Source organism: Rufibacter latericius (assembly GCF_003721515.1).
Lineage (GTDB): Bacteria > Bacteroidota > Bacteroidia > Cytophagales > Hymenobacteraceae > Nibribacter > Nibribacter latericius.
Genome location: NZ_RJJD01000011.1, coordinates 1 through 23,677, shown reverse-complemented (window position 1 = coordinate 23,677; position 23,677 = coordinate 1). Strand labels below are relative to the sequence as shown.

Below are 23,677 nucleotides of genomic sequence, written 5' to 3'. Positions count from 1 at the left end.
ACCCATAAAAACACTTACAGCCAAGGCATAAAAAAATCAGCCGTTTTCGGGTTGTTTTCCTGAAAACGGCTGATAAAAGGGATTTAGGGTAAGCGAAGGCTAACCTATCTGAAAAGCATTATCGGCTTATAAGCTCACCGGCGTCAAACCACGCTTCTTAAGCAAGGGCTGGATGCTTGGTTCTGCGCCTCTGAATTTCTTGTAGAGTTCCATTGGGTCTTCGGTGCCGCCTTTTTCCAGAATGTTTTTCCGGAACGACTGGGCTTTCTCTTTGTTGAACAGACCCTTTTCCTTGAACACTTGGAACGCATCAGTATCTAACACTCCCGACCAGATGTAGCTGTAGTAACCCGCCGAGTAGCCGCCAGAGAAAATGTGGCTGAAATAGGTGCTTCTGTACCGCGGAATAATCTGCTCCATCAAACCAACCTTGGCCATCGCGGTTTTCTCGAACTGGTTAATGTCGCCCTCCAGGTTGGTAGTCTGGGTGTGATATGCCAAATCCAGCAAAGAAGCAGCCAGGTACTCCGTGGTCTCGAAGCCTTGGTTGAAGGTGCCGGCTTTCTTCATCTTCTGAATCAGCTCGTCTGAAATCAGTTTGCCGGTTTTGTAGTGGGTACCGTACATTTTCAGGACATCCGGCTCAGCGGCCCAGTTCTCCATGATCTGCGAAGGCAGTTCCACGAAGTCGCGTGGTACCGAGGTGCCGGCCATGCTTTCATAGGTCACATTAGACAGCAAACCGTGCAGGGCGTGGCCGAACTCGTGGAAGTACGTGGTTACCTCGTCAAAGGTCAATAGGGCAGGGGCATCACCGGTGGGTTTGGTGAAGTTGCAGACAATAGACACCACCGGAGCCAAACGTATGCCTTTCTCCATTTTTTGGGTGCGGTAAGAGGTCATCCAGGCACCGCTTCTTTTAGAGACTCGCGGAAAGAAATCCATGTAGATAATACCTACCAGTCTTCCATCGGCTTCGGTAACTTCATAGGCGGTCACGTCTTGGTGGTACTTGGGCAGGTTAGGCAGTTGTTTAAACTTGAGGCCGTAGAGTTTCTCCGTTACCGTGAACACACCTTTCCGGATGTTGTCCAGGCTAAAATATGGAGCCAGTTCCTGCTCGTCCAGGTCAAAACGCTGTTTCCTGATCTTCTCGGTGTAATAGCGCCAGTCGTACGGAGCCACTTTGAATTTGGCGCCTGAGGCGTCTACCATTTTCTGGATGTCTTGCTCTTCTTGTTTGGCTACGGCCAGGGCTGGGGCCCACAGTTGATCCAGAAGTTTGTTCACGTTCTCCGGATTCTTCGCCATGGTTTCCTCCAGGGCGTAGTGCGCGTGGGTTTTGTAGCCCAGTAACTGCGCTTTCTCGCGGCGCAGGTTCACAATCTTGCGCAGTACCTCTTTGTTGTCGTTGGCGTTGTTATTGTTGCCACGCAGGGAATACGCTTCCCAGATCTGTTTGCGGAGCTCACGGTTATCGGCGTATTGCAGGAAAGGCATCACGCTGGGGTTGTGCAGGGTGAAGACCCATTTGCCTTCTTTCCCGGCCTGTTTGGCGGCATCCGCGGCAGCGGCCACTACGCCTTCCGGCAAGCCCGCCAGGTCTTTCTTGTCGTCAATCACCAATTGGTAGGCGTTGGTTTCCGCCAGGATATTCTGCCCGTATTGAAGGCTGAGGAGCGACAGCTCGCCGTTCATCTTCTTCAGCTTCTCTTTATCGGCATCGTTCAGGTTGGCGCCGCTGCGCACGAAGGATTTGTAGGTCTCTTCCAGCAGTTTTTGCTGCTCAGAAGTCAGTTTCAGGTCCTTTTTGTTATTCCAGACCGTTTTCACCCGATCAAACAACTTCTTGTTCAGGATGATGTTATCGCTGTGCGCCGATAATGCCGGAGCTATTTCGCGGGCGATTTTCTGAATCTGCTCGTTGGTGTTGGCCGAGTTCAGGTTGTAAAAAACGGTAGACACACGGCCCAGCAACTGACCGGCGTTTTCCATGGCCAGGATGGTGTTGTCAAAAGTAGCTGGTTTTGGGTTGTTGACGATGGCGTCAATCTCCTGTTGGTTTACCCGGATGCCTTCCAGCAAAGCCGGTTTAAAGTGCTCGTCTTTGACCAGGTGAAAAGGCGGAACCTGATGCGGGGTGTTGTACTTCTGTAAAAGAGGATTGTTTTTGTCTGTGGCCTGACCTGCCGCCTGTTCACTTGCCAGTAATCCGATAGCCATAGTTGCGAGAACGCAGAGTGTTTTTGTAATCATTATGCTGTTTAAAAACTTAAAAGAAAGCTCTCCTTTCTTGTATTTGGGGAGAAAGGAAGCTTAAAATTAAGCATTAAACGCGTGAGGGTAAGGTTTCTGTATACTAATTTCTTCTTTTCGGGAGGCAGTACGCAGTTTATGCAGGAGGGCAGCAAGGATACCTTTGTTTCAAGGCACCACTTGCCGCCTCAACCTGCCACAGTTTACGCTATCCTCGCGCGGGAGGGAAGGGAGAAGCCAGCCGGAACCGAGAGTTTTGCCAACGCAAAAGCCCCCACCGCCATCACCAGATCCCGCACGGCCACATCCAGATGATGTCCGCCCAAAATCAACGTCAAGGCAATGGCAATCAGCCAGCCCATAACCACGTATGCTCCTATGTACGGCCTGATGAACACCAGCAGCCCCGCCACTATCTCAATGACTCCCACAATGGCCATAAAGGTTTCAGGGGGGAAGGGCAGCAGATTGGTGACAAACGGGCTGAGGTAATCGCTCCAGTTGGTGAGCAGGTTGGTGAACTTATCTACCCCTGCAATGATAGGCACCAGGCCGTAGGTATAGGTTAAGACCTGCTGTACTCGTCCGGTGTTCTGAATACTTGTTTCCATGGCGTTTTTCGGTTTTTAGGTGTAAAATGAAAGCAGCATTCTCTTGCATGCTGTACTCATTAGAGCAGAAGACAATCAGGAGGTTACAAAAATAATTTTCCCTTACTGCTGTAACCTTTAGCCTTCTGTTCGCTCTAATTCTAAGACAAGCAGATAAAATGGGGAAAAGAGAAACTTTGGTAGCTGCCACCATCCCTGACCAGGAGATTATCCTCCGGGTGCTGGAAGGTGAGAAAGACCTGTATGCCGTTCTGGTGCGCCGGAACAACCAGCGGCTCTACCGGATAGGAATGAGTATTCTGGACGATGAAGAAGAGGTGGAGGAAATGATGCAGACGGCCTTCGTGAAAGCCTATGAACACCTTCACACGTTTGCTTATAAATCGGCTTTTTCAACGTGGCTCACCCGGATTCTCATCAACGAGTGCCTGCTTCGGGCGAAGAAACGAAAACTGGCCTGTGCTATGAGCGATGAAAATGTAGACCGTGAAGTAAACCTGAGATCAGCGGAACACATCCCAACTCCGCTAACCAAATTGCTGTCCTCAGAACTGCACGTGGTGTTGGAGGAGGCCATCCGGCAACTGCCCGAAAAGTACCGCACCGTATTTGTGATGCGTGAAATAGAGGAAATGAACGTGGCCGAAACCATGCTGTGCCTTGACCTTACTGAGGCGAACGTGAAAGTCAGGCTGAACCGGGCCAAAGCCTTACTTCGGAAATCATTGAGCCACCTGTACAAAAAAGAAGACATCCTGCACTTCCACCTAAGCAAGTGCGACCGGATCACAGAAAACGTGATGAAGCGAATTGCTTCTCTGTAGCGTTACAGAATCTCAGAACTGAGTTTAAGAAGGGTTCTTTTCAAAATATTTAACGGTTGTCACCTGATGGTTGAACCGAAAATAAGTGGTTTTCTAAGAGAGTGAAGGCGCAGAGTTTAGGGCTTTTCTCTGCGCCCACTCTTCATACGCCATCTCAAACCTGATCTCGCCTTTTCCGTGGGTGCCTACCTCCTGCCAGCCGGCGGTGCGGTAGAAAGCCTCGGCCCGGGTGGTGGGGCTGGTGCCTAGCCAGACGGTTTCCCTGGTTTGTTTGAAATACCAGTCCAACATCACGTCATGCAGTTTCCGCCCGATTTCTTTTTTCTCGTAGGCGGGGTCAACAAACAAGGCCCAAATGCTGTGGTCTTTCAGGTCAGCGATGGCGAAACCCACCACCGTGCCCTCTACCTCGCAGACCCAGCCCTTCCCCCGGGAGGTGATGTAATCCTCCACGTGTGCATCAGTTACCAAAGCCGGGTCTGACAGCACATTCTCCTTCACCGCAAGACGCACCACCTGCATCTGCGCGATATCTGAAACGGTTGCCTCTCTGAAGTTCATGGGTGAAGCTGCTTGGTTCTTAGGGTTAGAAATGTTTCAGGGCTCTTTTATGGAAATCGGGCTTAAAGCCAAGGCCAGTAGGCGAGGGGATTTAAAATTCAGGAAGCAGCAGAAAAGCTGCTATAGAGCCTTGTTCGTTCCTTCCCATTTTAGGCCTAGTTTACTAAAAAGAAGCCAAAATCGAAAGCTGAACAGGAAAGTACAACCTGGAATAGGAAAGATTGCATCTGACCTGCTTCCCGATTTACTTTCCTGTTCAGCCCGTTTCTTCTACAATTAAGGAGGACAGCTACTTCGTGATCACGTACCAGTTGTTCTGGATATCATGGTCAAGTTTGTGGGTTTGGATGTTGGTGAAACCGGCTCTTTTCAGGTAGTCAAGGGTTACTTCTTCGCCCCACATGGCCCCTAGTCCTTCGCCGTGCTGTGCCAGGGAAACCGTCATGCAGTGCATGCAGGAAATGGTGTACAGAAAAGGGGCGATGGGGTGTTGGATGTCTTCTTCCAGGTGGCTGGTTCCACTGATATCCTGCATCAGGTACACGCCATCGTTTTTGAGTGCCTTGTAAATGCCTTTCAATACGTTCAGCGGCTTGCCTTGGTCATGGATGGCGTCAAAGGAAGTAATGAAATCATATTTCTCCACGGGAGCATCTAGGTGGAAGTTAGAGAGGTCGTCTTTTTTGAAATGGACGTTCTCCAGACCCAGGGCGGCAGATCCGGCGTTACCCGAGGCGATGGCTTCGGAAGATAAATCAATGCCGGTGAACTTTGATTTGGGAAACAGCGAGGCCAGCCGGTTAATGACCCTGCCCGATCCGCAGCCCACATCCAGCATGTGGATGCCTTTCTCCAGTTTCTCGCGTAAGCCGGGGACCAAAGGCAGGATATGGCTTTCCAGAACCGGTATCACCGATTGCCCGCTGTCTTCAGCCATTACTTCATGGAACCGGTGGTATTCTTTGTAAGGCACGCCGCCGCCGTTTTTGAAGCACTCCACAATGTCATCTTCCACCTTGCCCATCACGGCGCTGTATTGCGCAAACACCGCCAGGTTGTCTTGCCCGGCTTCACGGGTAAGCGAGGCAGCATGTTCCGGAGGCAGGTAGTAGGTGCGGGTTTCGGGGGCGTAAATCACCACTCCGCCCGTCACCATGGCCCCGAGCCATTCCCGTACATACCGTTCATCCAGGTTGGCAGTTTCGGCAATCTCGGTGGAGCTCGCGAAATCCATCTGGCTCATGGTGTCAAACAACCCTACCCGGTGACCGATGGAGATCATGAAGGACAGGGCACTTTTGTTCATGGTGTCAAGTAACGCATTTCCGAAGGCCTGGGCCTTGGCGGTATCAAATTCCTGATCGACTTTCATAATGCCAAGCGTTAATGATGCTACATCCATTATAACATGTGACAGCAGCCCTGTCTTACGGGAGGAAAGCGAGGAACGAAGATTGGTTGGGCTGTGCTAAGGGAGCGTACGCGGTTGCTTTTTCTGTTAAGTAGTTATACGCATTTGGTCAATTAAGGTACCCGCAAAAGAAAGCGCGGTTTATGAACTGTTTTGCCAGAAAGAGGCCAAAAGCAGGACAGACTTTAGGGTAAATGCCACCAGGGTTTTTGTGGGCTTTTAGTGAATTGAGCATCAAAACAGGCACCTGTTTCTCCTACAAAATCCAGCCACTTACGGCATTGCTACAAAACCAACGGGGCGTATTAAGTAGAGAAAGATCTCCAGTGATTGCAGCCGTACCTCAACATAGAGGAAGTCATTCAGATCGCGCAGGAAAACGAAGTAGCTGCTATGCACCAGAACTACGGGTCCCAAGCCCATGCCTATGACTTGAACCTGAGTTGGAAATGAGAAATCAGGTTAGAGAAAAAGTAACATCAGAGAGCGTTTAGGGCCTGATTTTTGGGAAACAGGTCCTAAACGCTCTCTGATGTTATGGTAAAGAAATATAAGCAAGAACTACCGGAGGTGGGTTTTTACAGGAGAGTTCTAAGGTTGACTATATTCTGGAGCCCATTCCCGCAATTCTGGTTCTCGGGAGCATTCCTGCCAGAAAGATCACGATGCCCAAGCCAATGTGCAGGTAGTTATCGGCGCCGTTTACGGGTAAGAATCCGAGTAACCTAGTCGTGCCTTCTGAACCGATGGTCATGAGCCCGATGACACCCAGCAGGAAATACACCACCCCAAAAATCTTTAGGAAAGTAGCGGCTCGTTCGGGTGCGGCCAAGGCTACTAAAACAAACAAAACTCCGCTAATGATGTGCACCATGTTATGCACGGCATCAGCGTGGAAAATGGCATTATGGGAATCTCCCACAATGGGGTTAGGGACGAAACCTAATAATCCCACGGCTAAAAATGTGAATCCAATGAGGAGAGAAGCTGTTTTTGTAGTCATAGGGCTATAAGTAATTGGTTTATAGTTTTTTACGATAATTTTATATTAGTAATCATAATTATTATATAAATGTTTCAGAAAAGTACTTAACCACTGCCCTAATCTTTACTTCCAGCGGGTGTCTGCCCAGTCTTTTTGTTGTTCCGGAGAAAGGAAAGTCCAGGCTACCAGGCGGCTGATTTTGTTTCCCTGGCTCATGGCAATGGTTTTCACCTCCAGGGCCTGGACTTGCTCCAGCAATTTGTAGACGCCTTTAAGGTGGGCGCTTTTAGAGACCAGGGAAGTAAACCAAAGGCAGGAACCCGCGAAATCCCTGCTCTGCCTGATCATATCCGCCAGGAACCTTTCTTCGCCGCCTGGGCACCACAACTCGTTGCTCTGCCCCCCGAAGTTCAAAACCGGTTTCTTGATGTGCTGCTGCTTCAGGTTCCTTATCTTTCTGATAGAACCAGACTGGGCTTCCTGCGCAGAGGCATGGAACGGCGGGTTGCAAAGGGTCAGGTCAAAGCGTTCGTCAGGCTGAATGATCCCCCTGAAAATGTCTTTAGGGTTGGGTTGCAGCCGGCATTCTATCTGGCCTTTCAGGATAGGATTCTTTTCGATGATGTGGTTCGCGGATTCAATGGAAACCGGGTCAATATCCGCGCCCACAAAAGACCAGCCGTATTCCCGGTTCCCGATGATGGGGTACACGCAGTTGGCGCCCACGCCAATGTCCAGGCATTTGATGTGGTTGCCCTTAAGCGGTTTATTTCCCTTGGGGTTAAGGCTGGCTAGCAGATCCGCGATGTGGTGGATGTAATCGGCGCGGCCGGGAATGGGCGGGCAGAGGTAGTTTTTGGGGATGTCCCAGTACCCGATGCCGTAGAAATGCTTCAGGAGCGCTTGGTTCAGGGTTTTCACCGCCTCTGGGTTGAAGAAATCAATAGACTCATCCTTGAACTCATTCTTCCGCACAAAAGGGCGCAACGCCGGGCAAACCGCTATCAGTTGCCTGAAATCGTAGCGCGAGCGGTGTTTGTTTCTGGGATGCAACCCCGATTTCTCTTGCGGGTGCTCTTTCTTTTTAGGAAGCATGGGAGCGGTATTGGTCAAAAAAAGTGGTGCACCTTGAACAGATGCACCACAAAGGTAACCTAAAGGAAGGACAGCATGTGAACCGATCGGCTTTCCTTTTATGCAAGCCAATCTGGTTTGGTGGTGTGGATCCTGGCCCTGAGTTGGTTCAGCAAACTGTAGAGCCCGAAATAGGTCCGGTTGATGAACAACCCGTGCCGCGAGCCCCGGGCCTGTCTGGAGTTCCGGAACATCTTGTCTCGGGCTACTCTGTCGCCCAGCGCGTAAATCTGGCTGAAGTAGGCGTCATCAGCAAAGTCAAACGAGTCTGAGTGGAACGGCTTGCCCAATAAGGAGATCATTTCCTTGAAAACACCCTTGAAATAGGCTTGCTCCTGGGCAGAGTCAAGGTCGCTGATAAAATCCAGGTCGAAGAAAATCTGGTTCAGTTCGGCCTCGTTCAGCAGGGAGTCTTTTCTGATCAAAGAGAAATAGCCCCGGTAGAAATCCTCCGGAATCACCTTGACGCACCCGAAATCAATGACACCCAACGTCACGTTTTCCTGCACAATGAAGTTGCCCGGATGCGGGTCTGCGTGGACTTTCTTCAGGTTGTGCACCTGGTGGTGGTAAAAGTCCCAGAGCGCCTGCCCAATCTGGTTTCGGGCTTCCTGCGAAGGGTTGGTCTGGAGCCATTCTTTCAGGTGGTCACCTTCGAGCCAATCCATGGTGATGATGCGCTCACTGCTGAACTCGGGGTAATAGGTGGGGAAGTTCAGGTGGGGGATGTGGTGACAGGCCTGGGAGATTTCGGTGGACCGTTTTACCTCCAGTTTGTAGTCGGTTTCCTCCAGCAGCTTCTCTTCCACCTCTTCCATGTAGTGGCTTATTTCCTTTTCGTTCATGTTCAACAAACGATGGGCAAACGGCTTCACCATGCGCAGGTCTGAGGTCACGCTATCGGCCACGCCGGGGTACTGCACCTTTACCGCATACGTTTTGCCGTTCTTGGTGGCTTTGTGTACCTGCCCAATAGAAGCAGCATTCACCGCCGAGGTAGTAAACGTGTCAAACTTTGCCTCTGGCGCTACCCCGAAGGCTTTCTGAAAGGTTCTCACCACCAAGGGGTAGGAGAGCGGCGGCGCGCTGTATTGCGCCATGGTGAATTTGTCCTGGTACGCCTGCGGCAAGATGTTCTTGTCCATGGACATCATTTGCGCCACTTTGAGGGCACTGCCTTTCAGCTCGCTCAGGGAAGCGTAGATGTCCTGGGCATTACTGGTGTGGAGTTCCTCTTTGCTCAAAGACGGGTTCACCATCTTCTTGGCGTAATGCTTTATGTAGTTTCCGCCTACTTTGGCGCCGGTGCCTATGAATTTAGTGGCCCGCTGTACCTTGGAGGTGGGGATATGGTTTTGCTCTGGTTGGCTACTGCTCATGAAGGTTATTTAGACTGATAAAGAAATTTGGCCAGATCAACGAAGGAGTCCAGGGCGGTTCTTCCAATCAGGTCGAAGGCCAGGCGCACGGACTTTTCAATGGCCACATCGGTTTTCTCGAAGGAGACGGAAGTGTCTTTAAGCCAGAACTGGAAGATGAACAGCGTCTCCAGCCATAGGGCTTCATCATACTTGTCTGAGACGTACTTGCGGTCTATGATTTCGCCTTCGGCTTTGCCTTCCTGAATGATGCCTTTGGCGAAGTTCTTGAACTTGTCCCGGAAGCTTCTCACCTCCTGAGGCGTTATCTTTTTGAAGTCCGGTTGGCCTTCATACAAGGCGAGCAGATAGCTTCGGTTCTTCTTCAGGACTTCAATCCAGGTGTAGTAAAACGACAGGAGCTTCTCTTTGGCGGAGTACGACTGGTACACTTCCTGGGTGTGCATCATGGCGAAGGTCTCGTCAAAGATGCGGTCCCACACGGCGCCTTTCACCCCCTGAAATGAGGTGAAGTAAGTGTAGAATTCCTCCTCCGGAATGCCAAGGCTCTGGGCAAACTTGTACACCGAAACCGGCTGTTTCTCGGTCTCCAGCACGTGCTCTATGAAGGCGTCAATGATTCTGTTTCTGGTATCTGTTGGCTGATTTGTATTGAAATCTGTGTTTTCCATCTTCTTCAGTTTGTCTACTAATCAAACAAACAGAAGTGGGCAGAGGTTTAGTATATCAGGAATATTTCCCTAGTTTTTACTAGATACAGGGCAGCTATAGAAACAGGACTGAAGTGCTATTCATTTGAGGTAGAAGGAGGGCTTTAGTTCTTTAATATAGAGGTTGGTAGAAAATGAAGTTGTTTTATGGTATTGACGGTTGGGGGAAGGTGAAGTGAAATGTACCAAATGTTTTGTTGTACGGCCGTATCTTTTTACTTCACTTTCTTGAGTTCATACTCCTTGCCATGCTCATGAATGATCAACTTCTCCACCTTGCCATCACTTCCTTTCACAAATCGGAACTGGGTATTGAAATTCTCCAGGAAAAAGGCATCTTCGCTTTCTGCCAGCAACCCTAACTGACCTATGCCTCCCAAGGTGGTTTGTAATTGGCCATCTTTGGAGGTGAAGGTGACGCGTAACTTATCACCCCCGTAGGTTCCTGCTCTTTGGCGCAATACTTCGTCTGATAGCTTCACTTCTGTACGGGGCTGCCATAGGTCATAAGGTGCCCGGAACATGATATTGGATAAACCCATGGTTATTGGCCAAAGATCTTGCCCGTAGTTGGCGACATTCTTCAACAGGATTATCGTCACCTTCTCCTCGGGGTAATAGACAAATTCCGAAGCATAACCTGGGTAGCCACCGGCGCTTTTTATAAACTTTCTATTCCCGAAATTTCCCATCAGGAAGCCGTAGCCATATCCGTTGTTTTTAGGCGTAAATGCTTCTTTCCAAGTGGTAGATGCCAGCAGTTTACAGGTAGCTATCGCCTGAGCCCATTTAAATAAGTCCCCTGTGGTGCTGTAGATGGCAGCGGCCGAATAACTGACCGTGTGATGCATATAGGAATAAGGTTTCTGCTCTTTCCCATTAAGGAACTGGTAGCCGGTAGCTTTCTCGTTGGCCGGTAAGCCCAGGAAGTCAAAGCCGGAATTGCTCATGTTCAAGGGTTCAAAAATCAGCTCCCGTACGTTTTGCTCATAGCTTTTACCGGTTACTTTCTCTATGACCATCCCGGCTAAGAAATAAGCGGAGTTATTGTAGTTGAAGCCCTTGCCCGGTTTAAACTCCAGCGGCTTGTTATAGAAAACATCCAGAACGCGTTGTTTGGCTACCGGATGATTTACTAATGCGGAATCTGCTTCATCAATATCGTTGGTGTAGTTGTAGATACCCGAGGAGTGGGTAAGCAGGTGTTCGAGTTTGATTTTACTACCATTGGGGTAGTCTGGAAAGTATTTGGTTAGATTATCACCTAAGGAAAGTTTCCCCTGATCCTGTAGTTTTAGAAGCACTATGGCTGTGAAGGACTTTGTGATAGAGAGAATGGGAAACTTGGTAGTGGTGTCATTGGTGGTTTTGGCACCTACGTTCTTCCAGCCATATGCCTTATGGAACACTATTTCGCCGTCCTTAGCCACCAAGGCTGCACCATTGAATTTGAAGGCGTTTGTGGCCGAGACCAGGTAAGCGTCTATCTTATCAGCTATACTGATGGAAGGATCATCGTTTTTAATGCTGCTCTGCGCAAATACAGGAAATGAAAGAAAAAGCAAGCAGGTAAAGGCTTTTAACTTGATTGCTGTTAACCTTTTCATATTGATTTCTTTAATTTAAGACTCACTAAACAAATAGAATGCACCACACCTTCGGGTAAATAGCAGGACTCAAGTCATCCGGACTATGTGTGGAGGAACGTTCTTTACAAGCCGGTTTTGGGGAGTTCCCGGAGTTCTTATTTAAGATAGTGCTTTTTGAATGATTCCCAAAGAGTAGGGTATAAACACTGCTGAAATGAACTGCAAAGGAGACAATAGGAACTTCGGCAGAGCACCCATAGAAAAGCCCCTTTCCAGAAAACGCCTGTTTTTCTAAAAAGGGGCTCTAAACGGAACATCGCAGGTAAGCAGAGCAAACTCAAGCTATTAGTTTAAGAAGAACGGTCTCAACTCTTGAGGTCTAGCAGATCCATGGCTGTTTTCTCCTGATCCATCGGCTCGTCTGCTTCAGCGGTGATTTCCACATTGGTTTCCTTTTTAGAAGGAGCCGGAAGGGGCATGCCGCCGCCGATCCCTATCCCCACCGATGCCAGCACAACCAGGAAAATAAGGCCTGCAAGCCTCAGGGCTTTCCTGAAACTATTCAGGCAAGGGTTAAGGAAGGATGGTCGTCTGTTCATCAAAGCCTTACTTTTTCTTCTGTTGGGCCATCTTGTTGCTGATGTGCGTCATGACCTGCTGGTATTCCTCCTCGGGGCTGAACTCAATGAACTTGGCATCTTTCAATACTTTGCCGGTATGCGGTGCGGGCCAGTAAAAGATTTCTCCTTTGTTTATGGTTTCTACCCGACCATCGGCATATTTCAATTGGATGGCACCTTCCAGAAGGTAGCCCCAGTGTGGAGCAGGACACATATCCTGCGGCAGGCCTTCAAGAAAGGGTGCGAAGTCTGTCCCGGCGGGTACTTCCATAAAGGCCGCAGACATGCCGCCCAGCCCACCCTTGTTGCGGAAGGAAGTTCTCTTATCTACCGGGAGGTTTTCTATTGGTCCGTGGTAGGAAACAGACTGTGCCTGAGCTCTTTCTTTAAGGTTGTCATAGGAAGAATAATCAATCACATTGACATTCACTATTTTCCACTGGTCGTCCACTTTCCTGAGGGTACGTGATTCTTTCTTCTTCTGGCCTTCTGTTCCTCCCCAGTTATCGTATTGGTCAAAACTGACAAAAGCCACTTTGTCTCCTATGGTGTAATGGTAATTGTCGCGTTTGAGGTTAAGCTTAAAAGGTTCAGGATTTCTGAAATTAGCTTTAATGCTGTCCCACCCGGTATATTGCCACATACCTCTGGCCGAGGTAAAAGTAAACTGGGCTTCCTCTGTCTGTAACCAGCATTTTGCCCAGTTGATAGTATCTCCCGCGGCGATAAAGTAGGTCTCGTCATCAATGAGTTTGGTGATGGTGGTTTGTTGGTTCTCCATGCTCATGGGCCTTGTACAGGCGGTGCAAAGCAGGATTAGTAAGTAAAGGTAGTTTCTCATGGCAAAAAATGGTTTGGTGGATTCCTTCTCCTATAGAGGCGTAGTCTGCCTCCTGTGCCTATCCAAAAGGAAAGCCTTTTAGTATTGCCAGGCCCGATGAATGACCATGGTGCCGGGCAGTGCCTTTCCTGGGCTGTCCTTCTCCGTTATGCAGTTCACTAAGAAAATACTGAGGTCAGATAGAGTCTGTGGAGGAAGGTATCAGAGCAAGTGGATGCCTGCGCTGCTGTTGGTCCACGAGAGGGGCCGCGCCAAGACGGGCGACCAGGGGCTGAAAGGAAAAACAGGCAGGCTGTTTCCTGTAGGAATCCGGGGCGAAAGGTGACTTCGCTACCGCTTACCTAAGATAACTAATTCAGGAGGAAGATGGAAGGTTTAGGGCAGTTTTCCTAAAAACGGCCCCTAAACGCAAAACCCTTGGGTAAACTGGGCCTTAACCTGCAAAACCGAGAAAGAAATCGCACCTTTTCACTTGCTTTTCGAAAGTTATTCCTACAACGAGAAACCGCTTGTCTTACCCGCCTACGCCGAAACACCGCTTTTTGGAGGTTCGAGGATTACCATAATCAACCCCGCCATCAAGAGAAGCATGGAGAAACTGGGCTTCAGGGAACCCTCCGATAACCAGTTCAAGACCATACACCTTTCCTGAAAGGAAGGGATGTACTGGTGGTCACTAGGAGACTTATATTTGACCCGATAAGCAAAGACGTATCAGGCTGGAGGGGCTTAAAAACCTTTTTATACGAGGCTAACCAAAGGCAGAACTTGGGCTTCATCAAGGAAATATAAGACGTGTTACGCCGCCGGCCCCTTTAGCTACATACGCTATTCTATTAATTCAATTTGCTTGTTGGGTAAAAGAGGGAATATAACCAAATTAAAAATAGTAGACCAAGCGGGAAATTCTACAGGCTGATAATCAACATAAAGTTTACCACCAACAGATTTACTGGCAATATTCAATTTTTAGATCAGGAGTGTCATCTTCTGTATTGAGGCCCGGCCAGATAACAAGCATTTTATTGCCATATGTCCACTCATGAAATAAACCGTAATCGGGTGAATTATGATTTAATGGAATAATAAGCTCCCACTTGTCTGAAGAATCTCTTTTGATATAAAAGTTTGTTATATAGCTGTTTGGAGGAAGATAGGCATGAGGGTTTTCAATCTGTATTTCCGTAAGCCATGGTTGGGTCCAGATAAGGTCTTTTAGTATGACTTCTTTAGTGGTGCTGGTGCAAGGTGGCACTGCAACCGTAACTTTCACGGTGTCTTTAGAAAATAACTTATCAGCATCTGTGACAGTTAACTCAAATTCATAAGTGCCTACATTCACAAGGTTGCTGGCAAAAGCCCTCATTGACTGAAAATTAGTTATATCAACTGATGAAGGACCAGAAATTTTTACCCAAGTGTAGGAAACAATGTTTGAATCTGGGTCTGTACTGCCTTCCCCAGTAAGGTTAATAGTGCTGAAAGGTACTAAGAGAGTTGTGTCCTTGCCTGCGTGTGCAACTGGAGCAATGATGTGAGGGGTGGGAGCATCCTCAGGCTTTTCTTCGCAGGAAGTAAAAAGTCCCAAGAGAACTAAAGTCAAAACTACCAGAGACGAAAACTTACTTTTCATATCTCGTTACAATTAATCAGGTAGGTGCCTATCTCATAACCATCTTAAACATAAAAATTTATTCGCCGAGCCAGTTTCAAAAGGTTAATGAATTTAATATTTTATCAAAAATAAATCAATATAAAACCGGTGTTTTTAAAGGGTGAATTCTTATAAAAAAAAGGTTTTTAAATAGCCTGGTCCAAGAAGAGCCTTCGCATGCATTTTTAATAAAAAGTATAGGTAAAGTCTCTATATTCCTGCTCCCTGAGGGTGTTAGCCAGCTAAGCCCAGAGGGTAGAACTGGCCACTTATCTCAGGCCAAAGCCATTTACTTTTTTTCACTGTTTTAGAAGTGCTTTCCACAAAAGAACCCAAAATCACCTTCGCTTCCCATTTTTGACGACTTCCTGCAAAACCCAGAAAGAAATCGCACCTTTGCAGAAGGATTTTGCTTGTGCTTCGTACAAGGAGAAACCGCTTCTTTTATCGGCATGCGCCGAAACACCTGCGATCATGAAATTCGAAGATTACCATATCAACCCCGCCATCAAGAAAGCCCTGGACAAACTGGGCTTCAAAAAACCCACCGATATCCAGTTCAAGGCCATTCCTCCTATTTTGAAGGGAGAGGATGTGCTGGCCATCGCGCAGACGGGTACCGGCAAGACGGCGGCTTTCGCCATTCCGGTGCTGCACATGCTGCACGAGCGCAAGCAGTACTCCCGCAATGATGGCATCAAATGCCTGGTCATGGTGCCCACCCGCGAACTGGCCATCCAGATCACCGAGGTATTCCATACCTTGGGCAAGCATACCCGGGTGGAGACCATGACCGTGTTTGGCGGAGTAGAGCAGGCGCCGCAGATCTCTAAACTGGAAGACGGCATTGATGTGCTGGTGGCCACGCCGGGCCGCATGTTTGACCTGGTGAGCCAGGGCCATATCCGGTTGGAGCGGGCAGAGATTCTGATTCTGGACGAGGCCGACCACATGCTGGACCTGGGCTTTATCAAAGACATTAGAGACGTGCTGCGTCACCTGCCACGCAAACGGCAGACGCTGTTCTTCTCGGCCACCATCAACGAGAAAATCAAAGACCTGGCGTACTCGCTGGTGACCAAACCCATCCGCATCCAGATTTCGCCTAAAGACCCCGTTTCCAAGAACGTAGACCACTCTGTTGCCTATGTGGGCATGGACGACAAACGCTTCTTCCTGGAGCGCGTGATCAAGGAAAATGAAGGCAGCAAAATTCTGGTGTTTGTGCGCACGAAGGTGCGGGCTGAGCGGGTGCACGCCGCCATGGAACGCGTGGAAATCAAAGCCGATACCCTGCACGGCGACAAAGACCAGAAAGACCGTCTAGCTGCCCTCAATCGGTTCAAAAAAGGCGAGGTGAAAGTCTTGATCGCGACGGATGTAAGCTCCCGCGGCATTGACATTCCCAGTGTGGAATACGTGGTAAACTATGACCTGCCCGATGTCCCCGAAAACTACGTGCACCGCGTAGGCCGTACCGGACGGGGAACACAGAAAGGGAAATCAGTATCGTTCTGTAGCCCCGAGGAAAAACCGATCCTCGACGAGATTGAGGAATACCTGGGCAAACCCATCAAGGTGCTGGAAATAGACAAGCAGGATTACACCGCCACCATCGACTTCTCCGCCGAGGTAAAGCCTGACCTGAAATCTTTGTTGAAAGAGGTGGAGGATTTTGAAAACGCCTCCCGGAAAAAGAAAAAGCCTAAAGGGAAAAAGTAATCGCTTACCCATTTACATACCGAAAGCATCGAATTGACAAACCTCCGTTTAGAGGCTGTTTTTATATAAACAGGCTCTAAACAGCAATTCCCTGAAGTAGGGACAAACCCTTGTGGTTGCCCTTAGGCTGACCGCAGCAGTTCAGGATGGTGAAAACACCAACAACGGCGACCAATGGTATCATTCATGTTTTTTCTAAGCATTTATGCGCATTTCGTCCCCCTTTGAAGGCGGTAGGGGGATGACAAAGGCCGATGAAGAACCGTTTCCTTAACTAAAGATTGTTGCCCTTGATTTCGTTTCTTAACCAAGAGCAACCACCAGGTATTGCCTCTATTCCTCAATTCTACTTCACTTCCTGTTTTTCTTTCTCTTGCCCCCATACTTCTGGTAGAAATATACCGCGGTTAGGGCCGAGGCAGCAAAGAACGCGGCGGAGGTCAATTTCTTGAAACGGTTGGCAGAGGAGGGTTTGTCTTGCATGCGGGAAAGGTCCAGGTAGGCGGGGCCTTCCAGCACGTGTCCGTCTACGTCGAAGCGGCTGCCGTGGCAAGGGCAGTCCCAGCTTTTCTCGGCTTTGTTGAAGTGCACCAGACAGGCCATGTGGGTACAGACCGCCGAGACCACGTGCAGTTTTCCAGCATCATCGCGGTACGCGCCGTAGTTCTTGCCGTCTAGTTCAATGTTCTTGCCTTCGCCGGCGTTGATGTCGGCGAGTTCCTCTACCTGGCTTCGGTACGGCAGGTCCTTTAGGTACTGCATCATCACATCCACATTCTCCTTCACAAACTTGGCCGAGGCCTTCATGGGTTGGTGGCGGGTGGGCGAATACATCTCGGCCCATGGGTTTTCGCGTTCCAGAATCAAGTCGCTGAGGATCATGGCGGCCAGGGTGCCGTAGGTCAGACCATCTGCCTCAAAGCCGGTGGCCACGTAAATGTCAGAGCCGCTGTGCTTCCGGCCGATGTACGGCAGGCTGTCGGCGGGTTTGTATTGCTGGGCCGCCCAACGATATTCCACATCCTTCACATCGAACCGCTGGCGCACGAATTCCTCCAGCTTCCGGAAGTTCTCTTCATTGTCTTCCTTGTGGCCCACTTTGTGCGATTCGCCCAGAATCAGCAGGAAATGCTCGCCTCGGTCATTGGTGTACGGACGCATGGAGTGGTGGTGCATGCCATGGTATTCCCAGAATGTTCCCTCGGGATAGGGCGAGTTCAGAGACACGGCAAGGGCGTACTCGCGGTACGGGCCCAGAAGCGTGTGCAGAAACCAGATGCCTTTGGGCGTATGGGTGGCGTGGATGACCTGCTTGGCGCGTACTTTGCCGTGCTGGGTGTGGACCACGTTGGTTTTCCCTTCCTCTACCTCCAAAACGCTGCTGTTCTCAAAGATAAGGCAGTTGATGCCCGCGGTGTAAGCGGCCAGTTCTTTCACGTACGCCATGGGGTTTAACTGCGCCTGATGGTCTATCCGGAGGGCAGAGCTGACGGGGAAGGGCAGGGGAGGTGCATTGTCCAGGTGGGCGGGCAAACCAGCCGCCAGGGCCGTTTCATACTCCTTCCGGATAAACGAATCTTCCTCGGTGTGCTCGGTGAGCAGGTACCAGGGCACCCGTTTGAAGTGGCAGTCAATGGAAAAGCGCTTGACCAGGCTTTCAATAAGGTTGATGGCGGCAATCCTTGAAGTTGTAAGGGTGTTTACTGTTTCTTGGTCGTACTTCTTTTTGAGCAGGTGCAGGTACTCGCCCACGGGTGCGTACAGGTTACCAGTAGAGTAGCCGGTTGTGCTTTCAGCAACCTTGTGGGCTTCCAGTACCACCACCCGTTTACCGGCGGCGGCTAGCAGATGGGCCGTGGTGATGCCCGTGATTCCCCCTCCAATCACCACCACATCGGCCACCAGGTTTCCCTGCAAGGTGGGGTAATGGTATTCTTCGGCATCTTGCCGCCAGATAGAAGTCTTTTCCATTTTGTCTTGCCTTTGGTTAGAGATAAATCCTGTTGGTGTTTTTTAACGCGCCTGAGCAGAAAAGGTGGAAGTTATTGGCGGTTGATCTGTAAATTTGGGGAGAGGGCCACCGGTGCCCCCTGCATTTCCTGCCTTCTTTTAGGAAAACAGGCCCAATCCAAACCACATGCAGAACTACTACACCTCCAAAATAGTCCTCATTACGGGCGGAGCCCAAGGCATTGGCCGCGGCCTGGCTCAGGCGTTCGCGCTGGAAAAGGCCCAGGTGATCATCACCGACCTTGACTGGGACGCTGGCGCCGATGCTCTGGGCTGGCTACGGAAACAGAACCTAATGGTGGAGTTTATGCCCTGCGATGTAAGCAAAGAAGAGCAGGTGCAGCAACTGATGAACAAGATCAGGCAACAGCACGGCCGCCTGGATGTACTCATCAACAACGCCGCCATTGCCTCTCCGGCCCGAAAGCCGTTGGGCCAGATGCGGGTAGAGGAGTTTGACCAAGTGTTGGCGGTGAACCTTCGCGGGCCGTTTTTGTGCGCCAAATACGCCGTGCCGCTTTTAGAGAAAGCCACCAACCCGGCTATCCTGAACATCACGTCTACCCGAGCCTTTATGTCAGAACCCAACACGTTTGGCTATACCGCGTCTAAGGGTGGGCTGGAGGCGCTCACCCATTCATTGGCCGTAAGCTTGACCCAACCAATGATAAGGGTGAACGCCATCAGCCCCGGCTGGATTGAAACCGGATCCTGGCAGCGGGAAGGCATGAAAACCGAGCCGCACCATAGCCCTCAGGACAAGGACCAGCACCCTGTAGGCCGGGTGGGCACCCCTGAAGACATTGCCGAAGCCGCTCTTTTCCTCTGCTCAGACAAAGCCGGTTTTATCTCAGGCCAAAGCCTCACCATTGACGGTGGCATGACCGTAAAAATGATCTACCACGAATAGCTGTTTTCCGGCCGCTTTAAGGAATCAGGGCCAAAAACAGGAGGTTCATCTTGCTGTCAGGGCTGTCGGTTTTCAGGGGTGGGTAAACCTTTGCTCCTTGGTTCACGGTAAAAAGAGAGGAACCATTGCCTCTTGCCTATGCAAACTTTGCCCGAAAATCCGCTGCTGTTCTACGTCACCGACCCCATGTGTGCCTGGTGTTACGGCTTTACGCCCGTTATCCGAAGGTTGAGGGCCTTGTGGTTCGAGCGGCTTTCGGTGCAGGTGCTGGTGGGGGGCTTGAATCCGTATGCCCAGGACCCGTTGACCTCCCCTGAAAAAGACCGATTGGCGGTGAACTGGCATCGGGCTCAGGGCAAATCACACCTGCCGTTCGACTACAGCTTCTTTCTGCAGAAAAGCACCTTCTACGACACTGAGCCAGCCTGCCGGGCTTTGCTGACCGTCCGGCACCTTCGGCCCGGCCTTTCGCTGGAAATCCTTCGGGCCCTGCACTCCGCCTTTTTCGCCGACGGGCTTGATATCTCAAATACCCACGTGCTGGTGGAAGTACTGAGGCCCTTCGGTATTCCGGAGAACCTGTTTCTGGCTGTTTTCGAGACTGATGAAATTTACCAACAGACCCAGGACGAGTTTGATCTGGTGGAGCAGATGGGCGTCAACACCCTTCCCAGTGTCTACCTTGACCACACCCAAGGACCCCGCCTCATCTCCCGCGGCTTCTGCGAACTCCCCGAATTGGAAGACCGTCTGATCCAAGCCTTGCAGATTCCTTATTAAGGGAATGAATGATTGAGAGATTGAATGAGTGAGAGAATGAACGAGAGGGTGGGGGCAAATCCACTTTATATTATTCTGCTTAAGTCTAAACTAAAGCACAGGAAAAGCATTGCCTAATCCTCAATTACAACTTCCCAATCTATGGAGCAGAAGTTACTTCCGTGACTTACGAGGATAAAACAGCAAGACCTTGTAGCCGCTTGATTTCTCCTGAGTTATTAGGGGTCACTGAAGTAGCTTACGAGCCATAGTAGCTTCTGCGCATAATTCAATCTCTCACTCATTCAATCCCTCAATCCCTCATAGTGCCGCATAAACAACGCTTCCAACTCCCTAGCTTCAGGGAGCCCGCTGGCTTGTGCGGCGCGAACTAAGGTCTGCAGGCCGAAAAGGTTGAGTTGTCGTTCCCGTTCAAAGTGAGCGGGCTGTTTCTGGTAGTATTGGAGCTGCCCATCGAAGCGTCGGGAGAGCAGGTTTATCAGTTCACGGGCTTCTTTGGGGAGACCGGCTTGAGCCAAGGGTAACACCAGGTTGGCGCTTTCAAAGTTGTGGGGGGCTCCGGTGTCTGGCATAAGGGTGAGACAGGCCTTGAGTACCTGCTGCGCTTGTTTCACCTCGCCGACCTTCAGGTGCGCTGTGGCTAGTTCCCCGAAGTTTCGTCGGTATATCGGTACTATTTGGGTCACAAAATTCTCCTCGAAAGGTTGCTTAGGGTTGGTGAGCTCCGTGTACCGAAATTTATTCAACAGACTTTCCTGAGTCCGGGTCCGGTCTACGTAGGCATCTGATCCCGGATCTGGGTTCCGGGCTGGAACCAATCGAAGCGCCTGGCCCTCCAGTTGCAGAAAAGGTTGTAGTCCTAATTCTGAAGTCTCAGAGCCAGTGCTGGAAAAATAGATAGGGCGTTTCCATTGGTTTGCCGCCATCAGGTCCAGCAGGAACAAGTGCTTTTTCTCCAGCGCCTCGGTTTGCAGTACCCAGGCCATGAAGTCGGTTACTTGGTTTGTGCGTTCGGGGGAGACGGTTCCATTTTTCAGCACCTGGTTTTTGTCAACCCGCAGGCTGAGGCGTTTGGTGGGAAAGGCATTCAAGGTGCGGCCATCCTGGGTCTGCACCTGCAAGGCCGGGTGGTTTTGTTTCAGGAGTTGCAGGTACTGGTTCAGGTCCATGCCGCTGTCTTGCACCGAGGGGTTTGGTACATAGGGCAGGTAGTTGTTTCCACTATACTGATACTGGGAAAGAGGCAAAGTGCCGGGCAGGGGAGCAGAGGCGTTTACCTGTCGACGGGCCTGTTCAATGTACCAATCGGTGTTGAGGTAAGGCAAGACCAGCACACGTACATCCTGCCGGAAGCCTTCCACTTCCTGCGCGTACCACAGCGGAAAAGTATCATTGTCGCCGTTGGTGAGCAGGATCGCGTTGGGGGCTACCGAATTCAGCAGGTTTTTGGCCGAGTCCAGGGCATGGTACCGACCGGAGCGGTTGTGGTCATCAAAGCCTTCGGCCAGGAGAAGGGCCGGAACAGAAAGCGCCAGAACTGTGGCGGAAAGCGCGGCTTGGACATCAGATTTTAGAAAACGCCGCAGAAACCCACCAACTGCCAAAACGCCTAACCCAATCCAGATGCTGAAGGCGTAGTAAGAACCGGCAAAGGTGTAGTCGCGTTCGCGGGGTTCAACGGGTGGTTGATTCAGGTACAGGACAATGGCCAGGCCCGTGAAAAAGAATAGCAGCAGCACTACCCAGACATCCGTGGATTTCCGCCTGAATTGGGAAAACAACCCTAAAACCCCCAGCAACAGCGGCAGAAGAAAGAACTGGTTGCGGTATTTGCTCTGCGCCAGAACGGGTGGAACATTAGTTTTCGTCTCCCAGGGCCATAAAACTCCGGCGCCCTGTACCTCGCTCTGCCGCCCGATGAAATTCCATCCGAAGTACCGCCAGTACATGTGGTTCAGTTGGTAGTTCCACAGGAAACTCAGGTTCTGCCCGAAGGTTGGTTTCTGCCCTTGCTGTACGTCTACCCAATACTGATACGCCCGCAGGTGCACCGGTTGGTCTGAGTACAGGCGGGGAAGCAGGGTTTTGTCTTTGTCGTCATAAAGGGGCTGATAGGTGTGATCCACCACTTCGTATTTCCCGTTTTTAGGCGCATAGATAGGAGCACCTTTCTCAAAACTCTGCGCCTGTGCGTTAAACTGCGGCCCGAAAAGCAACGGTCTACTGCCGTACTGCTCCCGCTTAAGGTAGCTCACAAAGGACAGGAGGTTTTCGGGGTTGTTTTCATCGATCGGCGGATTGTACCCTGAGCGGATGGGCACCATGAGGTAAGAGGAGTACCCCAACAACACCAATACCAGGGATACCAAAGCCTGGTGCCACAACACCCGACCGGTTTTTCTGGCCCATCGCAAGCCATACACAGTGGCGGCGGTCAACGCCAGTAAAAAAAGAATTACGCCCCCACTGTACGGTAACCCGATGCTGTTCACAAAGAATACTTCAAAGGAGCCCGCCACTGAGGGCAACCCGGTGATCACGCCCTCCATGATGGCCAGCACCAGCATACACCCAATCAAAAGAGCTAGCACGATACCCTTAAAAGAGGGTTTGTATTTCTGGAAATACACCAGCAGGACTAGCGCCGGTAAAGCAATCAGGTTGAGCAGGTGCACGCCAATGGAAAGCCCCACCAGATACGCCAGGCACAAAAGCCAGCGGCCAGCTTCCGGGGAATCTGCCTGGGCTTGCCACTTTAGGGCCGTCCACACCACTGCCGCCGTGAAGAAAGAGGACAGGGCATACACCTCGGCCTCTACCGCGCTGAACCAAAACGAATCTGTAAAGGCAAACGCCAGCGCCCCTACTGTACCGCTTCCCAGAAGCAAAATCAGTTGCCCTTTGCTAGGACCTTCTTTGCTGATGGAAAGGAGCCGTTGGCCCAACAGGGTGATGCTCCAGAACAGAAACAGTACAGTTCCCGCGCTGCTCAACGCCGAATAGAAGTTCATCCACCAGGCTACCTTGGTCGCATCCCCGAAACTCAACAAAGTAAATATCCTCCCCATGAGCAGAAACAGCGGCGCTCCTGGCGGGTGCGGCACCTGTAACTTATAAGCTGCCGCGATAAACTCTCCCGTGTCCCAGAAGCTGGTAGTGGGTTCCAACGTCAGGACGTAAACTACTAGAGCCAGCAGCCCAACAGCCCCGCCTAAAACCCCATTCCAACGCCGGAAAGATTGCCAAGCCGGGGTAACTGCCGTTTCGGTTTTGGGGCTGTTTTTCTTGAAGATGCCAAAAAACGGCAGAATCAATCCCAAGACCACCAGCAGGGGACCAAGGGTGAGTCCCTGAAAACCGTAGCCCTGCGGTGTGGGGTCGGTGGCCATCAGGATAAAACCTACAGCAACGGTCCCCATTCCCAAGAACACCGGAAGGAATTGCTTTCTCGTGAAAAGGAGAGGAGCAGGGGAGGGGATTGCTGTTTGAAGCGGCCGGGGAGAGATGGTTTTTAAGCTCATGGGAGGCAGATTAAGTCCGTTGCAAACTTACCGGCTCTGGCAACGCACCCAGGTTAACGGTTTGTAAAAAGATGTTAATGAGATGTTAAACCTACCTTACGCCCCTGTGCCCTCGCGTACCGTAAAAGCGAATTTCCTGTGTCTCATACCCTGCCCTTA

20 protein-coding genes are annotated in these 23,677 nt (G+C 50.5%); 6 read left to right on the top strand and 14 right to left on the bottom strand.

The features are described 5' to 3' along the window. Nucleotides 1-126: 126 nt before the first annotated feature. Together EFB08_RS16600 and EFB08_RS16595 are read right to left on the bottom strand one after the other, a co-directional pair. Nucleotides 127-2,223, bottom strand: coding sequence for a M3 family metallopeptidase (locus EFB08_RS16600; protein WP_227006373.1), 2,097 nt, complete (start codon nt 2,221-2,223; stop codon nt 127-129). 236 nt (nt 2,224-2,459) lie between these two features. Next, complete coding sequence (locus EFB08_RS16595) at nt 2,460-2,867, bottom strand: hypothetical protein (protein ID WP_123128093.1); 408 nt, start codon at nt 2,865-2,867, stop codon at nt 2,460-2,462. 158 nt (nt 2,868-3,025) lie between these two features. Here EFB08_RS16595 and EFB08_RS16590 point away from each other — a divergent pair, with 158 nt between their 5' ends. Continuing rightward, nucleotides 3,026-3,691, top strand: a complete 666-nt coding sequence (locus EFB08_RS16590; RefSeq protein ID WP_123128092.1) for a sigma-70 family RNA polymerase sigma factor — start codon at nt 3,026-3,028, stop codon at nt 3,689-3,691. 93 nt (nt 3,692-3,784) lie between these two features. On the opposite strand, the gene EFB08_RS16585 is transcribed toward EFB08_RS16590, so the two are convergent. Further along, nucleotides 3,785-4,252, bottom strand: coding sequence for a GNAT family N-acetyltransferase (locus EFB08_RS16585; protein WP_123128091.1), 468 nt, complete (start codon nt 4,250-4,252; stop codon nt 3,785-3,787). Between the two features lie 289 nt (nt 4,253-4,541). Continuing rightward, the gene (locus tag EFB08_RS16575; RefSeq protein WP_123128109.1) at nt 4,542-5,624 is read right to left on the bottom strand and encodes a class I SAM-dependent methyltransferase; all 1,083 of its coding nucleotides are present in this window, start codon (nt 5,622-5,624) and stop codon (nt 4,542-4,544) included. Between the two features lie 369 nt (nt 5,625-5,993). On the opposite strand from EFB08_RS16575, the gene EFB08_RS23905 reads away from it, so the two are divergent. Then, nucleotides 5,994-6,116 (top strand): hypothetical protein, encoded by a 123-nt coding sequence (locus EFB08_RS23905; RefSeq protein WP_262707485.1) that lies wholly within the window; start codon nt 5,994-5,996, stop codon nt 6,114-6,116. Nucleotides 6,117-6,264: 148 nt separating this feature from the next. Here the strand turns inward: EFB08_RS23905 and EFB08_RS16570 are convergent, their stop codons facing one another. From EFB08_RS16570 to EFB08_RS16540, 7 genes are all read right to left on the bottom strand, one after another. Then, on the bottom strand, nt 6,265-6,666 hold the full coding sequence (locus tag EFB08_RS16570; RefSeq protein WP_123128089.1) for a DUF4383 domain-containing protein: 402 nt from the start codon (nt 6,664-6,666) through the stop codon (nt 6,265-6,267). Nucleotides 6,667-6,771: 105 nt separating this feature from the next. Next, nucleotides 6,772-7,743, bottom strand: a complete 972-nt coding sequence (gene rlmF / locus EFB08_RS16565) for a 23S rRNA (adenine(1618)-N(6))-methyltransferase RlmF (RefSeq protein ID WP_123128088.1) — start codon at nt 7,741-7,743, stop codon at nt 6,772-6,774. Between the two features lie 98 nt (nt 7,744-7,841). After that, a complete protein-coding gene (locus EFB08_RS16560; protein ID WP_123128087.1) occupies nt 7,842-9,161 on the bottom strand; it encodes an ABC1 kinase family protein in 1,320 nt (439 codons plus the stop codon). A gap of 5 nt (nt 9,162-9,166) precedes the next feature. After that, nucleotides 9,167-9,832 (bottom strand): TetR/AcrR family transcriptional regulator, encoded by a 666-nt coding sequence (locus EFB08_RS16555; protein ID WP_123128086.1) that lies wholly within the window; start codon nt 9,830-9,832, stop codon nt 9,167-9,169. A gap of 254 nt (nt 9,833-10,086) precedes the next feature. Further along, the gene (locus EFB08_RS16550; RefSeq protein ID WP_165864932.1) at nt 10,087-11,436 is read right to left on the bottom strand and encodes a serine hydrolase domain-containing protein; all 1,350 of its coding nucleotides are present in this window, start codon (nt 11,434-11,436) and stop codon (nt 10,087-10,089) included. Nucleotides 11,437-11,825: 389 nt separating this feature from the next. Next, entirely contained in the window at nt 11,826-12,059 is a 234-nt protein-coding gene (locus EFB08_RS16545; protein ID WP_123128084.1) for a hypothetical protein, read from the bottom strand. 7 nt (nt 12,060-12,066) lie between these two features. Continuing rightward, nucleotides 12,067-12,921 carry a cupin domain-containing protein gene (locus EFB08_RS16540; RefSeq protein ID WP_125077764.1) on the bottom strand — a complete coding sequence of 285 codons (855 nt, stop codon included), beginning with the start codon at nt 12,919-12,921 and terminating at the stop codon, nt 12,067-12,069. 472 nt (nt 12,922-13,393) lie between these two features. On the opposite strand from EFB08_RS16540, the gene EFB08_RS23550 reads away from it, so the two are divergent. Beyond that, nucleotides 13,394-13,573, top strand: a complete 180-nt coding sequence (locus EFB08_RS23550; protein ID WP_123128081.1) for a hypothetical protein — start codon at nt 13,394-13,396, stop codon at nt 13,571-13,573. A 297-nt stretch (nt 13,574-13,870) separates the two neighbouring features. Here the strand turns inward: EFB08_RS23550 and EFB08_RS16525 are convergent, their stop codons facing one another. Beyond that, the gene (locus tag EFB08_RS16525; protein ID WP_125077763.1) at nt 13,871-14,554 is read right to left on the bottom strand and encodes a PKD domain-containing protein; all 684 of its coding nucleotides are present in this window, start codon (nt 14,552-14,554) and stop codon (nt 13,871-13,873) included. 495 nt (nt 14,555-15,049) lie between these two features. On the opposite strand from EFB08_RS16525, the gene EFB08_RS16520 reads away from it, so the two are divergent. Further along, complete coding sequence (locus EFB08_RS16520; protein WP_123128079.1) at nt 15,050-16,297, top strand: DEAD/DEAH box helicase; 1,248 nt, start codon at nt 15,050-15,052, stop codon at nt 16,295-16,297. Between the two features lie 351 nt (nt 16,298-16,648). Here the strand turns inward: EFB08_RS16520 and EFB08_RS16515 are convergent, their stop codons facing one another. Beyond that, a complete protein-coding gene (locus tag EFB08_RS16515) occupies nt 16,649-18,268 on the bottom strand; it encodes an FAD-dependent oxidoreductase (protein ID WP_123128078.1) in 1,620 nt (539 codons plus the stop codon). Nucleotides 18,269-18,434: 166 nt separating this feature from the next. Between EFB08_RS16515 and EFB08_RS16510 the strand changes: the two genes are divergently transcribed. Both EFB08_RS16510 and EFB08_RS16505 read left to right on the top strand, forming a co-directional pair. Continuing rightward, on the top strand, nt 18,435-19,217 hold the full coding sequence (locus EFB08_RS16510; protein WP_123128077.1) for an SDR family NAD(P)-dependent oxidoreductase: 783 nt from the start codon (nt 18,435-18,437) through the stop codon (nt 19,215-19,217). Between the two features lie 138 nt (nt 19,218-19,355). Continuing rightward, complete coding sequence (locus tag EFB08_RS16505; protein WP_123128076.1) at nt 19,356-19,997, top strand: DsbA family protein; 642 nt, start codon at nt 19,356-19,358, stop codon at nt 19,995-19,997. 284 nt (nt 19,998-20,281) lie between these two features. Here EFB08_RS16505 and EFB08_RS16500 read toward each other — a convergent pair whose 3' ends face one another. Continuing rightward, nucleotides 20,282-23,518, bottom strand: a complete 3,237-nt coding sequence (locus tag EFB08_RS16500; RefSeq protein WP_123128075.1) for a glycosyltransferase family 117 protein — start codon at nt 23,516-23,518, stop codon at nt 20,282-20,284. Nucleotides 23,519-23,677 lie beyond the last annotated feature (159 nt).